Source organism: Rhodopirellula sp. SH410, assembly GCF_055811895.1.
In genome coordinates, this window is the sequence record NZ_CM147949.1 from 30,553 (window position 1) to 44,600 (window position 14,048).

Sequence of the window (14,048 nt, forward strand, 5' to 3'; positions counted from 1 at the left end):
ATTGTTTTAGCGTAGCTTTAGGAGAAGTCTGGTGAGGCACATACTTATTACCGGTGCAGGGGGATTCCTTGGCCGCAATTTGGTAGCGCACCTGTCGCAGCGAGATGACGTGAGTCTTCAGTTGTACGGTACTCAGAACACTAAGGTTCAGCTTCGAAACTGGGTGGCCGATGCCGATGTCATCTTTCACCTTGCGGGCGTCAATCGACCCGAGCAGGTCGAGGACTTCGAGACCGGCAATGCGGGCTTTACCGAAACGCTTGTTGAGGCGATCGCCGCCAGTGGTAAGAAGCCACATGTGATCATGAGTTCCTCTATTCAGGCGGCGCTTGACAACCCGTATGGCGAAAGCAAGCGGCATGGGGAAGAGATTCTGCAGCGGTTCTCCGAGCAAACGGGCTCTCCGGTTTCTATTTTTCGGTTGAAGAACCTGTTCGGGAAATGGTGCCGACCTAACTACAATTCCGTGACGGCAACATTCTGCCATAACTTTGCCAACGGCTTGCCGATCGAGATTAGCAATCCTGATCATCAGCTTGATTTAGCCTACGTGGACGATGTTGTGGCGGCCTTCATTGATGAGATGTTGACCAGGCCGGATCGGACCCGCGGTATGGTTGATCCCGATCCGATCCCATCGCATCGAATTTCGTTAGGTGACTTGGCGGCTCAGATTCAGTTCTTCCGGGACATGCAAGTCACGCAGCAGTTGCCTGACTTTTCGGTCGCGTTTAACAAACAACTCTATGCGACCTATTTGTCGTATCTCCCGAAGGAACGCTGGGAGTATGGCCCACAGAAGATTCATTCCGATGATCGTGGCAATTTGGCGGAGCTCATCAAGTCGCCTCAGTTCGGACAAATCTTCATCTCCCGAACAAAGCCTGGCATCACACGGGGCATGCACTATCACCACACCAAAACCGAAAAGTTCATGGTGGTCGCGGGGGAAGGTCTCATTCGTTTTCGACATGTCAACGAAACGGAGGTCATCGAGATTCGAGTGCGCGGCGAGGACTATCGAATTGTCGATATCCCTCCCGGCTATACGCACTCCATTACCAACGTCGGCGACACTGAGATGATCACGGTGTTCTGGGTCTGCGAAACCCTCGATCTCGATCGTCCGGATACGTATTACGTGCCGGTTGATGTGGTGTGAAGAGCTGCTAGCTTCTAGCTTTCCTCCAGCCCGGAGGGCGACAGGTACTTGCCGGTGGCGTCAGCCACCGGAGCACCATCCTCCAAAAAATGCCCAGCCCGGAGGGCGACACAATTTCGAATCAGCTTTTTGCTGTGTCGCCCTCTGGGCTCGCAGTGCTTTCGCTGCTCCAACCGGTGGCTGACGCCACCGGCAAGTATCTGTCGCCCTCTGGGCTAAAAGCTTGAAGCTTGAAGATTTTATACATACTCATTCGCTCTCTATAAGATTCACTCATGAAGGTAATGACGCTTGTTGGTACGCGGCCCGAGATCATTCGGCTCTCGCGTGTGATGGCCGCTTTGGACCGCTATGTCGATCACGAGATTGCCCATACCGGCCAGAACTATGACTACGAGTTGAATCAGGTGTTCTTCGACGACCTGGAGATCCGCAAGCCAGACCATTTTTTGGAGGCGGCTGGCAAGAATGCTGCTGAAACCATTGGGCTGATCATTGGCAAGACGGATGCCTTGCTCGCTGAGCGAAAGCCAGACGCGCTGCTGATTCTGGGCGATACGAATTCCTGCTTGGCTGCGATCTCAGCCAAGCGTCGCAAGATTCCCGTATTCCACATGGAGGCTGGAAACCGTTGTTTCGATCAACGCGTGCCGGAAGAAATCAACCGCAAGATTGTTGATCATATTGCCGACATCAACATGCCGTACAGTACGATTTCACGCGATTACCTATTGAACGAGGGGCTGCCGCCCGACCGGGTTATCAAGACTGGCAGCCCGATGTTCGAGGTGCTGCATCACTACCTGGCGAAGATTCAGAGTAGCAAGATACTGAGCAAGTTGGAACTTGAGCCACGCGGGTATTTCATCGTCAGCGCGCATCGTGAAGAGAATATTGACGATCCCGATCAATTCGCAAAGTTGTGCCAAGTCCTGAACAACTTGGCCGAAACCTACGACCTGCCCGTGATCGTTTCCACCCATCCCCGCACCCGCAAGAAGTTAGAGGCAGAAGGAATTCAATCTGATCAGCGGGTTCGGTTCCTGAAGCCATTCGGGTTCTCCGACTACAATTGGCTCCAAGTCAACGCGAGGGTGGCGATCAGTGACAGCGGGACGATCAACGAAGAATCGTCGATTATGAATTTCCCGGCGTTGAATATTCGCAACGCCCATGAGCGGCCCGAAGGTATGGAAGAAGCGTCGGTCATGATGACCGGACTCGAATGGGAGAGGATCCGTGAAGCCATTGGCGTGCTCGAGCATCAAGCCAGGGGCGAGGAGCGAAGCCTGCGGATCGTGCAGGATTACAGCAAGCCGAATGTCTCGGAGAAGGTGGTTCGAATTATTCTGAGCTATACGGACTATGTTAACCGTGTTGTTTGGAAAAAGTCGTAGGGTGGATGCAAGCGTGTGTACCGCCTGGAGGGCGGCACACGAGCTACTGGTGGCGTCAGCCACCTCACTCACACATTCTCAGCCCAGAGGGCGGCACATGGACTGCCGGAGGGCGTGAGCCACCGGTTTCAGGTTGGCTCACAAACAGCTAGCCCGGAGGGCGACACAACCCTCAGCCAACAATGAGAGTGTCGCCCTCTGGGCTGGCAGAGTATTGACCAGCCAAACCGGTGGCTCACGCCACCGGCAATGGTTGTGTCGCCCTCTGGGCTAGTTGGAACCAAGACCATTCATCCTCCCAGCCCGGAGGGCGATACAAGGTATATTCATTTGATAGACTAACCTCATGTCCTCACATCAACATCTTCTCTATCACCTTGTGTTTAGCACTAAAGAACGGCGACCGTTACTGCGAGATGACGAATTTCGCGACGATACTTGGAGTTACATGGCTGGCGTGTGCAAGAACCTTGGCGGTCATGCCGTCAGAATTGGCGGCTATTTCGACCATTCTCATGTCCTGGTGAGAATTCCCGCAAAAGTGGCGGTCGCTGACTTCGTTCGGATGCTAAAGTCTAACACAAGCAAGCATATTAACGAGACACGAGACGCCGTTTTGAAATTCCACTGGCAGGATGGCTACGGTGCGTTCACGGTCAGTCGCTCGCAGGAGGCAGTAGTGGTGAGCTATATCGATGGCCAGTTGCAACACCACGCCAAACGAGACTTTAAAACCGAATTTCTGTCGATGCTAAAAAATCATGAACTTGAATTCGACGAGCGATATCTGTGGGAGTAAAATTAGTAGGGATGCCCCCATCTCGGAGGGCGGCACAATTCATCACACGCGGTCAGTGTGTCGCCCTCCGGGCTTATCGGGTTTGTGGGCAGCCAAACCGGTGGCTCACGCCACCGGCAATGATTGTGTCGCCCGCTGGGCTAATCGGGAACAAGTCGCCCTCTGGGCTAATCGGAGGCGAGTCGCCCTCTGGGCTAATTGCGATCGAGAACACACACCCTCCCCAGCCCGGAGGGCGGCACATGAACTGCCGGCGGCGTCAGCCGCCGGATGCAAAGCCACTCGGCCATCCAGCCCGGAGGGCGGCACAATCCACCACACGCGGTCAGTGTGTCGCCCTCCGGGCTAATCGGGTTTGTGGGCAGCCAAACCGGTGGCTCACGCCACCGGCAATGATTGTGTCGCCCGCTGGGCTAATCGGGGGGCGAGTCGCCCTCTGGGCTAATTGCGATCGAGAACACGCACCCTCCCCAGCCCGGAGGGCGGAACATGAACTGCCGGCGGCGTCAGCCGCCGGATATAAAACCACTCGGCCATCCAGCCGACAATTGAAATAATACGCTTCAATAACATCACACAACCAGGAGATAATCAATGAAAGAACTCTCAAAAAAACGCGTCCTGATTACTGGCGGCACCGGCTCGTTCGGCAAAGCGACTGTTGATCGACTCTTGGATACAGACTGCGAGGAAATTCGCATCTTCAGCCGCGACGAATTGAAACAGGAGGAGATGCGGATTAAGTATTCGAATCCTCGCCTGAAATTCTTCATTGGTGACGTGCGTGACAAGACAAGTGTGAATCAAGCGATGAACGGTGTGGATCTGGTGTTCCATGCCGCTGCACTGAAGCAGGTTCCTTCGTGTGAGTTCTTCCCGATGCAGGCGGTGCAGACGAATATTCTGGGCAGCCATAATGTGGTCACGTCCGCGATCGAGCATAACATCGATCGAATCATCTGCCTGAGCACCGATAAGGCGGCCTATCCCGTCAACGCGATGGGGATCTCCAAAGCGATGATGGAGAAAGTAGCCCTTGCCACCACGTTCCATCTGGAGGATTCGGCCACGGTCGTATCGCTCGTGCGGTATGGGAACGTGATGTGCTCACGGGGGTCCGTTATTCCTCTGTTCATCAAGCAGCTCAAGTCGGGCAATCCCCTGACGGTAACCGTCCCATACATGACACGGTTTTTACTTGCCTTGAGCGAGGCGGTCGAGTTGGTTCTCTTTGCGTTTGAGAACGCGGAACAAGGAGACCTGTTCATTAAGAAGGCACCCGCGTGCACGATTGAGGACTTGGCGACGGCAGTGAAGAATCTGTTTGGTGTTGAGGTTCCGATCCAGGCGATCGGCATCCGTCACGGCGAGAAAATTTATGAGACACTGGCGACCCGTGAAGAGCTAGCCCGGGCAGAAGACATGGGCGACTACTACCGCATCAAAGCGGACGGCCGCGATCTGAACTACCAGAAGTACAAGCAGTATTTCACTGAAGGCGACATGCGTGAGGCAGAGATCGACGATTACACGTCACACAACACACGCCAGTTGACTGTGAAGGAGACGGAAGACGTGATTGCTGCTCTTCCTGAGGTCCAGGAAGAACTTCGACTGTGGGAGATGGAGCGGCCGATGACTGAGGAATCGAAGGTTGTTAGATAGGAAGGTAGTTCTGGTGGTAGGGGGGGGGCTTTCGCACGGTGCCAAAGCGATCGCTGCAATCCGGACCAATGCCTCCAGGACTCTGCAGGAGGCAGGCATGGGGGCACATTCATAAATCCATCTGAGTTTTGTGGTTGCAAACGGCTCTCAACGTGTAGCATAGTTGGCTTCGGGAACTGCCTGCCGTGTATCGCTTGTTGGTGATCGGTAGAATTCGATGGACATGTATGTATAGGCAATCTGGTACGTCAAAGTAATGTTATCAAACAGCAGTAGTTCGTCAGACCGACAGAAGACAGAGGTGACGCAACGCCGTGTTCTTCTGATCAGCCAGTACTTTCCGCCTGAGCCGACCGGAATCGTTCAGGAACTGGCGGAGTCCTTAGGTGATCACGGATTGGACGTGACTGTCTTGACAGGCTTCCCCAATTACCCACATGGGTGTTTGTACGACGGCTACCAGATGAAGCTGTGGAGTACGGAACGTATTGGGAGCGTCAATGTGATTCGTCTTCCGCTGTACTGCGCACATGGAAGGAATGGCATTGCTCGCGCGGTTAACCTTTTGAGTTTTGCGTTGTCAGTCGCCGTGATCGGTCCATGGGTGTCCCCTAAAGTTGATGCGATTCATGTGTATCAGTTAGTAACGGTCGGTAGCGCAGCTCGTTGGCTAAGTTTCCTGCGCCGAATTCCCATGACGATCGAGGTTCAAGATCTATGGCCTGACACGCTATCCGCCACTGGGATGGTCGACGCGGGGTTAGCGTTGCGATTGGTAGGATGGATTTCTAATCGAGTCTACAGTGGCGCGAGTTATGTACGTGTGATATCAAACGGATTTCGCTCAGCGTTGATGAAAAGAGGTGTCATTAGAAAAAAAATCGACGTCATTCCCAACTGGGTTGACACAGATCTCTATTGCCCTGCGCCTGTTGATAACGAACTTGCCAAGTCCGTTTCCATGGATGGGAAATTCAATATCGTTTTTGCCGGAGCAATTGGTCTCGCGCAAAATCTTACAACGGTTATCGAAGCGGCGGTAATGCTCTCAGCGGAGAGAGGGATACAGTTCGTGTTTATCGGAGACGGCAGTGAACTAGGTAATCTCAAGACACAAGTTGCGGCACAAGGGATTACGAATGTCATTTTCATAGATCGGCAGCCTGGATCAGAAATGAGTCGTTACTACGCGATATCAGATGTCTTGCTGGTACATCTTCGGAGTACACCCTTGTTTAAAATGACGATTCCTCACAAGGTTTATTCGTATCTGGCATGCGGTAAGCCTGTGCTCGCGGCGATTGAGGGTGAAGCAGCAAATGTCGTGGCGGAGGCTGGAGCGGGTTTGGTCTGTCCGTCGGATAACCCGAGTGCAATGGTAGAGGAAATCCGCAAGCTATATGTGATGACGCCGGATGAGCGACAAGTATTCGGACTTGCAGGGCGTCAAGCCGCGTTGACAAAGTATTCCCGGGTGATGCTCACGGGCCGCGTTGCGGACATGATACGATCCGCAATTGCTGAAAATCGAGTCTCTCGTCACGACCGATTTGATCGCATAAAACGGGCAGCCGATTTTGCAGTTGCGTGTGTTCTATTGGCCATCCTAAGTCCATTGTTAGGTTTGCTCGCGTTACTTGTTCGGGCATTCCTGGGTAGCCCAGTGTTGTTTAGTCAGTTGCGTCCGGGACGCCATGGCAAGCCCTTTTTGATGCGAAAGTTCCGTACGATGAGCGATGAGCTGGATCAGGACGGGAGTTTGAGGTCTGATTCTGATCGTCTGGGGAAATTTGGGGCACTGCTGCGTTCAACGAGTCTTGACGAACTGCCTGAGCTTTGGAACGTATTGCGAGGCGACATGAGTCTGGTGGGCCCTCGCCCTTTGCTGATGCAGTACATGCCGCTGTATTCCGAATATCAGATGCAGCGGCACGAAGTAAGGCCGGGTATCACCGGATGGGCGCAGGTCAATGGGCGAAATGCGATCAGTTGGGAAGAGAAGTTTGAGCTCGATGTTTGGTACGTGGAGAATCGCACTTTTGTACTGGATTTGAAAATTCTATGGATGACGGTTTGGCAGGTGTTCCGCCGCGACGGTGTGAGCGCCGATGAGCACGTGACAATGCCGGTATTCACGGGCAGTTCGTCGTCGATGGAGAAGACTATATGAACAGCTGTCAGCAATATGTCGTCATTGGAGCGGGAGGGCATGCCAGGGTAATTATTGCGGCAATCGAATCGCTTGGTCGGCAAGTTGGCGCTGTCCTTGATGACAATGTCGAGAAACACGGCACGCAGCTCGCCGGTGTCCCTGTGGTGGCTCCCGGCGATGTTCTAATCACAGCGACGTCATATCCCACGGTGGTTGGAATAGGGGATAACCGGATTCGCCAACAAATTGTGCGGCGATTTGAATTTGATTGGGCCACGATCATTCACCCCACAGCGATCGTCGACGCCTCGGTCACGATCGGGCGCGGCAGTGTGGTGATGGCGGGAGCCATCGTCCAAGCCGGGACACGCATTGGTGAGCACTGCATTATCAATACGGGGGCCACGGTTGATCATGATTGCCGCATTGATGATTTCTGTCATGTGGCACCCGGTGTCAATCTCGCCGGTCACTGTGAGTTGGATGCTGGTGTTTTCATAGGGATTGGTGCCTGCATGGTGCCGTCGGTGCGGGTCGGAGCGTGGACGACCGTTGGTGCGGGGACAGTGGTGGTGAGCGACCTGCCCGCCGGCGTGATCGCGGTCGGGGTGCCGGCACGATCTCGACGCGGTAGCACATAATTGCGTGCTGCAGTGAATTTCAGCAAATTTCGATTAGACTCACGTTTTAATATCTTAGTATTCGCCATTCTATTCTTGTCTGATTCGGTATGACCGCCTCTACACCACGTCTGTATCTTTCGGCACCTCACATGGGACCGCGCGAGCGGGAATTGCTGCTCGAGGCGTTCGATTCCAACTGGATCGCGCCGCTGGGCCCACATGTCGATGGGTTTGAGCAAGAATTTGCCTCCCTCGCAGGACGCAAGCACGCTGTCGCCGTTTCAAGTGGTACGGCGGCGTTGCATCTCTGTCTCCGGTTGCTAGATGTTCAGCCAGGCCAGGAAGTGTTTACCTCCTCGTTGACATTTGTAGCCACGGCCAACTCGATTCGATATGTCGGTGCCAAACCGGTCTTTGTCGATAGCGATCGGGAAACGTGGAACATGGATCCAGGACTACTCGCCGACGAACTTGAACGTTGTGCGAAGAAGAGTAAATTGCCCGCAGCCGTGATGGTGGTCGATGTCAATGGACAGTGCGCAAACTACCGTCAGATCTCCGGGATTTGCGAAGCCTACGGCGTCCCTGTGATTGAAGATGCAGCGGAGTCACTCGGAGCTAGCCTCGATGGGAAACCGGCGGGAAGCTTTGGTGCAGCCGGTTGTTTCTCGTTCAATGGAAACAAGATTATCACCACATCGGGAGGCGGGATGCTGGTCACTGACGACGAGGCCTGGGCGAAACAAGCACGCTATCTTTCAACCCAAGCACGTGACCCTGCTGCCCACTACCAGCATTCGGTTCTTGGATACAACTACCGGATGAGTAATCTATTAGCCGCTGTCGGTCGCGGTCAATTGCAGGTTTTGCCTGATCGTGTCGAGCGACGTCGTGAAATTTACGCGACTTACCAGCAGGAGCTGGGGTCGCTACCTGGAATCGAGTTCATGCCCGAACCCAAAGGTTTCTTTTCCACGCGTTGGCTGACGGCACTGACGATCGATGCGCAGCAGTTTGGAGCTACTAACGAAGAAGTGCGATTGAGTCTTGAGGAGCAAAACATTGAGGCTCGACCCGTGTGGAAGCCAATGCACCTACAGCCTGCTTTCGCAGATTGTCGGTCGATTGCCAATGGCGTCTCAGAATCGCTATTTGACAATGGGGTTTGCTTGCCGAGTGGGTCTTCCATGAGCGATGGTGATCAACGGCGGGTGATCGAATGCATCCGCGCGCGATGCGTCCAACCATTGGTGAGGTGAAGTGGGCCGGTTCCCACCCGCCACGCCCTGTGTCCTGGGCAAGAAGTCTCGTTCCAGCGAATGTGGCCGGTAGGAACCGGCCCTACTTTCACTACCCACGTTAAACCCGGATGGACCATTATTTATCTGTCGAACTTCGATTGGATTAGCTGACCGCGAACGGCCAAGTGACCAATCAATTTGTCGCCGTCCAGCTACGCTTTAAGGGTCTTGGCCGCACGAATGTCTGCAGGCAGTCCCGCGGTGGCGTTGCGGGTATCGACAATGAACTGCGACCACTGCGCGAGTTGGTTCATGTCGAGGCAGTCATGCCATGTCGAAATCAACACCAAGTCGAACTCTTCAATCGTGGCTTGATCCCATGGGACGCTCTTGGTGCCTGCCCAATGACTGTGCTCGCGTGAGGGTAGGATGACGGGAACGTAGGGGTCATGGTAGCTGACCTCAGCGCCCATCTCTGTCAGTCGATTCAGCAATTCATACGAGGGTGATTCACGGGCGTCGTCGACGTTGGGTTTGTAGGCGAGGCCGATCAGTAGAATCTTGCTCCCGTTGACTGCTTTTTTGACCGTGTTGAGCGCTTCGCTGCAGCGGCGAACGATGTGCGTGGGCATGGCGCGGTTGATCTCGCCCGCCAATTCAATGAAGCGTGTGTGCAAGCCGTATTCGCGAGCCTTCCAGGTCAGGTAAAACGGGTCGATCGGAATACAGTGTCCTCCCAATCCTGGGCCCGGGTAGAACGCTTTGAAACCAAAGGGCTTGGTACTGGCCGCGGCAATCACTTCCCAGATGTCGATGCCCATGGCATCGGCGACCACTTTCAATTCATTGACCAGCCCAATATTAACGGCGCGGTAGATGTTCTCGAGCAACTTTGTCAATTCCGCGACCGCGGTGCTGCTCACTGGGACGACTTGATCGAACACGGCTCCGTAGAGTGCTTCACCTGCTTGCAAGCAATTCGGTGTATGGCCGCCGACGACTTTGGGAATGTTGGTGGCGGCGAACTCGGGGTTACCGGGGTCTTCTCGTTCAGGTGAGTAGACGACGTGGATGTCCTTGCCAACTTCGAATCCTGCGGCGGCGACGCGGCTGACGAGTTCTTCCTCCGTCGTGCCTGGATAGGTCGTGCTCTCCAAGCTGATGATGTGGCCTGCTCGTAGGTGTGGCACAATCGCTTCGATGGTACTCACCACGTAGGAGAGGTCGGGTTCGAAGTGTTCGTCCAGCGGAGTCGGGACGCACAGGATCACAGCATCCGCTTCTCGGATTTGTGAGAAATCAGTGGTCGCAGCAAGCGTTCCGGCTTGCACCTGCTTTGCGATGGCTTCGCTGCCAATATGCTTGATGTAGCTTTTGCCACCATTGATTGATTTTGTCTTGGAATCATCAATATCAAACCCGATCGTTTTGAATCCGTCACCAGAAAACGCCAAGGCCAGCGGCAGGCCGACATAGCCCAGGCCCACCACTCCGATGACCGCTTTTTTGGTCTGGATTTTGTTGATTGTCGATGAGTCGGAAGCGGTTTCTGCCATCATTGCGGATATCTGTTGTGTCGGAAGGAAAGGATTGATAGGGCACCCTGTCGGTCGGGCTGGTCCACGCAGGTCATTCTAAATGAGGTTGCCCCGATAGAATTGAAAAAGAGCGCGTATGTAATCGGGGAGATTGCCACTGCGTATCGACTATATTGATTGCAAGGGTTTAGGACACCAGGAACAATAAGTGACGGGTTTACCGTAGTGGATCTTGTTAAAGATCCTGTTCTGGATGGATCTTTAACAAGATCCACTACGCCAGTTATTGATCCCATGTTCCTTAGCAGACCGGCGAGCGATCAAAATAAGGAACGGATACGAGGGTGCTCCATCCTGAATACCGTTACACGCAATCATGGAGCAACGATGCGATGCGATGAGCGGCTTTTCCGTCCCAGAGTTCGGGGCAGCTGCCCATCGGGTAGTTTCCAGAAAAGACCAGCTCAAGATTCTCGCGTAGCAAATCAGAAGAATTTCCGATCAGAGTTCCGGTGCCTTCCGAGCAGGTAATCGGCCGCTCGGTATTCTCACGCATCGTCAAACAGGGGATTTCCAAAGCCGTTGACTCTTCCTGCAGACCCCCTGAATCGGTGATGATTAGCTTCGATTGCGAGGTCAAGCAGAGGAAGTCCAGGTATCCGAGTGGGTCAAGGAGCTTGAACGATGCGATGTCCTGAACTTTCTCCAGGAGCCCAAAGTCTTCCATTCTCGCTCGCGTACGCGGGTGAACTGGGAACACGATTGGAACCTGAGCGGATGCCTCTACCAAGACATCCAATAATGCTGCCAGCGTATCGCGATCGTCGACGTTGGAAGGCCGGTGAAGTGTGACAACTGCGTAGTCGTGAGGAGTGAGTTGTAGTCGCAGCAGCGTATCCTGTGATTTGGCACGCTCCACTTGGCTTCGCAGCGTATCGATCATCACATTTCCCACGAGGTGCACTCGCTCTTTTGGGTGGCCCTCCCGCAATAAATTTTCCACGCCCGCCGGTTCCGAGCAAAGCAGGAGATCCGCGACGGAGTCGGTGACCATGCGATTGATCTCTTCGGGCATCCTGCGATCAAAACTCCGCAGGCCAGCTTCCACATGGGCAACCGGCACGTTCATTTTGGCCGCCGCGATCGTCGCCGCCATGGTGGAATTGACATCGCCCACAACGACGAAACGATCAAATGGCTGCTCCTCTATTCGAGCCTGCACGATCAGGTTTTCAATTGCGACCATCACATCAGCAGTCTGCTGAGCATGGGAACCCGACCCGACGCCGAGCGATACATCGGGAGCGCGAATCCCTAGGTCTTCAAAAAATACCGCTGACAGGTTGCGATCGTAGTGCTGGCCGGTATGAATCAAGGTCGTGACCGCGTCGCCGCGTGTATCGAGTTCACGCAGGATCGGCGCAACCTTCATGAAATTCGGCCTCGCGCCGGCGATGATTGCAAATCGTTTTTTTAAGGCGGAACTCATGTCGTCCAATCGAGAGGTGGAGATGGTCGGTGTGATCGGTCGCTAGCAGCACCGCGTTCTGCCGTGCCATCAACTCTGCCGTCAATTCTTGGCTGGTTAGCAACGCGGGATCAATAACTGGCGTAGTGGATCTTGTTAAAGAACCATCCATAACAGGATCTTTACCAAGATCCACTACGGTAAACCCGTCAATTCTGGGCTGGTTATTGCGAGCGGATCGACAATATACCGGCATTGGGTCGCTGTGTCTCTCCGAGCCATGGTGACCGCCTTTCCGAACGGAGCCGTATGACTTCAGCCTGTGACAGGATCGATTTTTGCACTCTCGAGCGAAGCGAGGAAGGGCGTTTCTGTTACAATCAAAGATTCGTCCGCCGCGATTCGCTGTTTTTTCTAAACATTCCCACCGACTTGAATCGTCATGAGCACGATGGATCCAAGCAGCGGAATGGTCAGCTTGTTCGGTATTCTTGGGGAGTGGCGTGTGGAACAGTCACATCCTTTGTCCAATCGGCTTTCAGCAGGTACCCATGAACTTTCATCGCTATTTCACTGGATTTGTTCGTTTCATCGTGATTGCGTTACTCGTCGCATGGGGTGGTTGTTCGAGAAAGCCGGATTCCGTCACGCCTCCTAGCGATTCTTCCGGTGCTGCATCCGACGTTGCGGCGAGCGGCGTGGACGCCGAGGCGGCGGATGGAGCGTTTGAGGCGGAAATTTATGAAGCGAGTGCGGACGATTTGCTGGGTGCACGATTGCCGATCGAGCAAACCACTGAGGGTTGGATCCGGTTGTTCGATGGCCACACCCTGTTCGGCTGGATGATTGCCGGCAAAGCCAACTGGCGGGTCGAAGACGGCGCCCTGACAGCCGATCGCGGCGAGCAATGTCTCCTGAGCACTTCGACTCAATGGTCTGATTTCGAACTCGAGCTTGAGTTCCAAAGTGAAGCCGAGACCAACTCCGGCGTCTTCCTACGCAGCGTGCTGGACCCCACCGACCCTAAAACGGACTGCTTTGAGATCAACATCGCACCGGCCGACAATCCATTCCCGACCGGCAGTGTCGTCGATCGAATGAAGTGTGATGGCTATGAGGGTGCGGCTGAACAGTGGCATACGATGAACCTCGTCTGCGACGGAGCCTCACTGACGATTAAGATTGACGAGACGCTGATGTGCGAGAGTGAGGACGCTGGCTCACCGCGAACCGGCCATATCGGACTGCAGTTTCGCAGTGGAGCGGTTCGTTTCCGCAATATTCGCCTGCGTCCCCTGGGGCTCGAGAATTTGCTCGATGCAGAGCTCTCGAAATGGAAGCGATACGACGACATGCCTGGCGAGATCAGCGTCAACGACGATCAAGAATTGATTATCGACGGCGGGAAACAACAGCTCGAATCCCAGGACAGCTACGGCGATTTCACACTTCTAGCGGACTACAAGATGGACGACCCCGAGTCCAATTCGGGGCTGTTCTTCCGTGCGATTCCCGGCGACGTGATGATGGGATACGAGTGTCAGGTCAACAACGCAATCGTCGATGACGATCCGTTCCAGCCCGCCGATTGTGGGCCGGGCGGCATCTTTCGTCGCCAGGACGCGAGGATTGTTGCGGGCGAGCCCGGTCGTTGGAATTCAATCTTGCTCAAAGCGGACGGGCCGCATTTTGCAACCTGGGTCAACGGCGTCCAGGTCACTGATGTGGTCGACGACCGCGCTGCCGATGAAAACCCCCGTCGTGGTACTCGCGTCGAACCGGGAACCCTCATCGTTCAAGGGCATGATGAAACCACCCATGTGGCCTATCGCCAAATCGCGGTCAAACCGGCACCATGAGTGGGGATGGGGCCATCGTCCTGTCCGAGCAGGCCAGTCGTGTCGCTGTGCACTCATCGGAAATCCGCACACCAACGTGTTGTGGAGGGTGAGAAATATCGGTTCCTCGATAGGTATTCATCGCCGATTTGATACGGCAATGAA

12 protein-coding genes are annotated in these 14,048 nt (G+C 54.4%); 8 read left to right on the plus strand and 4 right to left on the minus strand.

Going from position 1 to position 14,048, the window contains the following annotated elements; all coding sequences use genetic code 11:
- The first annotated feature begins 31 nt into the window (after positions 1 to 31).
- The 3 genes from SH410x_RS00085 (at position 32) to tnpA (ending at position 3,358) form a co-directional block, all read left to right on the plus strand.
- Positions 32 to 1,162, plus strand: a complete 1,131-nt coding sequence (locus SH410x_RS00085) for a polysaccharide biosynthesis C-terminal domain-containing protein (RefSeq protein WP_473673535.1) — start codon at positions 32 to 34, stop codon at positions 1,160 to 1,162.
- A 275-nt stretch (positions 1,163 to 1,437) separates the two neighbouring features.
- The gene (gene wecB, locus SH410x_RS00090) at positions 1,438 to 2,559 is read left to right on the plus strand and encodes a non-hydrolyzing UDP-N-acetylglucosamine 2-epimerase (RefSeq protein ID WP_473673536.1); all 1,122 of its coding nucleotides are present in this window, start codon (positions 1,438 to 1,440) and stop codon (positions 2,557 to 2,559) included.
- A gap of 346 nt (positions 2,560 to 2,905) precedes the next feature.
- A complete protein-coding gene (gene tnpA, locus SH410x_RS00095; protein WP_473673538.1) occupies positions 2,906 to 3,358 on the plus strand; it encodes an IS200/IS605 family transposase in 453 nt (150 codons plus the stop codon).
- 441 nt (positions 3,359 to 3,799) lie between these two features.
- Here tnpA and SH410x_RS00100 read toward each other — a convergent pair whose 3' ends face one another.
- A complete protein-coding gene (locus tag SH410x_RS00100; protein ID WP_473673540.1) occupies positions 3,800 to 3,931 on the minus strand; it encodes a hypothetical protein in 132 nt (43 codons plus the stop codon).
- 21 nt (positions 3,932 to 3,952) lie between these two features.
- Here SH410x_RS00100 and SH410x_RS00105 point away from each other — a divergent pair, with 21 nt between their 5' ends.
- The 4 genes from SH410x_RS00105 to SH410x_RS00120 all read left to right on the plus strand — a co-directional run bounded on the left by SH410x_RS00105 (position 3,953) and on the right by SH410x_RS00120 (position 9,057).
- The gene (locus SH410x_RS00105; RefSeq protein WP_473673541.1) at positions 3,953 to 5,023 is read left to right on the plus strand and encodes an SDR family NAD(P)-dependent oxidoreductase; all 1,071 of its coding nucleotides are present in this window, start codon (positions 3,953 to 3,955) and stop codon (positions 5,021 to 5,023) included.
- 256 nt (positions 5,024 to 5,279) lie between these two features.
- Positions 5,280 to 7,193, plus strand: coding sequence for a sugar transferase (locus tag SH410x_RS00110; protein ID WP_473673543.1), 1,914 nt, complete (start codon positions 5,280 to 5,282; stop codon positions 7,191 to 7,193).
- Positions 7,190 to 7,816: an acetyltransferase gene (locus tag SH410x_RS00115; protein WP_473673544.1), complete on the plus strand. Its 627-nt coding sequence runs from the start codon at positions 7,190 to 7,192 to the stop codon at positions 7,814 to 7,816. Before SH410x_RS00110 ends, SH410x_RS00115 begins: the two co-directional genes overlap by 4 nt.
- Before the next feature lie 89 nt (positions 7,817 to 7,905).
- Positions 7,906 to 9,057 carry a DegT/DnrJ/EryC1/StrS family aminotransferase gene (locus tag SH410x_RS00120; protein WP_473673545.1) on the plus strand — a complete coding sequence of 384 codons (1,152 nt, stop codon included), beginning with the start codon at positions 7,906 to 7,908 and terminating at the stop codon, positions 9,055 to 9,057.
- A gap of 194 nt (positions 9,058 to 9,251) precedes the next feature.
- On the opposite strand, the gene SH410x_RS00125 is transcribed toward SH410x_RS00120, so the two are convergent.
- From SH410x_RS00125 to SH410x_RS00135, 3 genes are all read right to left on the minus strand, one after another.
- Positions 9,252 to 10,595 carry a nucleotide sugar dehydrogenase gene (locus tag SH410x_RS00125; protein WP_473673546.1) on the minus strand — a complete coding sequence of 448 codons (1,344 nt, stop codon included), beginning with the start codon at positions 10,593 to 10,595 and terminating at the stop codon, positions 9,252 to 9,254.
- Positions 10,596 to 10,941: 346 nt separating this feature from the next.
- Positions 10,942 to 12,009 (minus strand): non-hydrolyzing UDP-N-acetylglucosamine 2-epimerase, encoded by a 1,068-nt coding sequence (gene wecB / locus SH410x_RS00130; RefSeq protein WP_473673547.1) that lies wholly within the window; start codon positions 12,007 to 12,009, stop codon positions 10,942 to 10,944.
- Positions 11,984 to 12,241, minus strand: coding sequence for a hypothetical protein (locus SH410x_RS00135; RefSeq protein WP_473673548.1), 258 nt, complete (start codon positions 12,239 to 12,241; stop codon positions 11,984 to 11,986). The genes wecB (SH410x_RS00130) and SH410x_RS00135 overlap by 26 nt, the downstream gene beginning before the upstream one ends.
- Positions 12,242 to 12,596: 355 nt before the next feature.
- Between SH410x_RS00135 and SH410x_RS00140 the strand changes: the two genes are divergently transcribed.
- Entirely contained in the window at positions 12,597 to 13,904 is a 1,308-nt protein-coding gene (locus SH410x_RS00140; RefSeq protein WP_473673549.1) for a 3-keto-disaccharide hydrolase, read from the plus strand.
- Positions 13,905 to 14,048 lie beyond the last annotated feature (144 nt).

Bases quoted from the DNA above. Each gene is read 5' to 3' on its own strand.
- wecB (WP_473673536.1), top strand. From the start codon at position 1,438: ATGAAGGTAATGACGCTTGTTGGTACGCGGCCCGAGATCATTCGGCTC.
- tnpA (WP_473673538.1), top strand. From the start codon at position 2,906: ATGTCCTCACATCAACATCTTCTCTATCACCTTGTGTTTAGCACTAAA.
- SH410x_RS00100 (WP_473673540.1), bottom strand. From the start codon at position 3,931: ATGTTATTGAAGCGTATTATTTCAATTGTCGGCTGGATGGCCGAGTGG.
- SH410x_RS00105 (WP_473673541.1), top strand. From the start codon at position 3,953: ATGAAAGAACTCTCAAAAAAACGCGTCCTGATTACTGGCGGCACCGGC.
- SH410x_RS00110 (WP_473673543.1), top strand. From the start codon at position 5,280: ATGTTATCAAACAGCAGTAGTTCGTCAGACCGACAGAAGACAGAGGTG.
- SH410x_RS00115 (WP_473673544.1), top strand. From the start codon at position 7,190: ATGAACAGCTGTCAGCAATATGTCGTCATTGGAGCGGGAGGGCATGCC.
- SH410x_RS00120 (WP_473673545.1), top strand. From the start codon at position 7,906: ATGACCGCCTCTACACCACGTCTGTATCTTTCGGCACCTCACATGGGA.
- SH410x_RS00125 (WP_473673546.1), bottom strand. From the start codon at position 10,595: ATGGCAGAAACCGCTTCCGACTCATCGACAATCAACAAAATCCAGACC.
- wecB (WP_473673547.1), bottom strand. From the start codon at position 12,009: ATGAAGGTTGCGCCGATCCTGCGTGAACTCGATACACGCGGCGACGCG.
- SH410x_RS00140 (WP_473673549.1), top strand. From the start codon at position 12,597: ATGAACTTTCATCGCTATTTCACTGGATTTGTTCGTTTCATCGTGATT.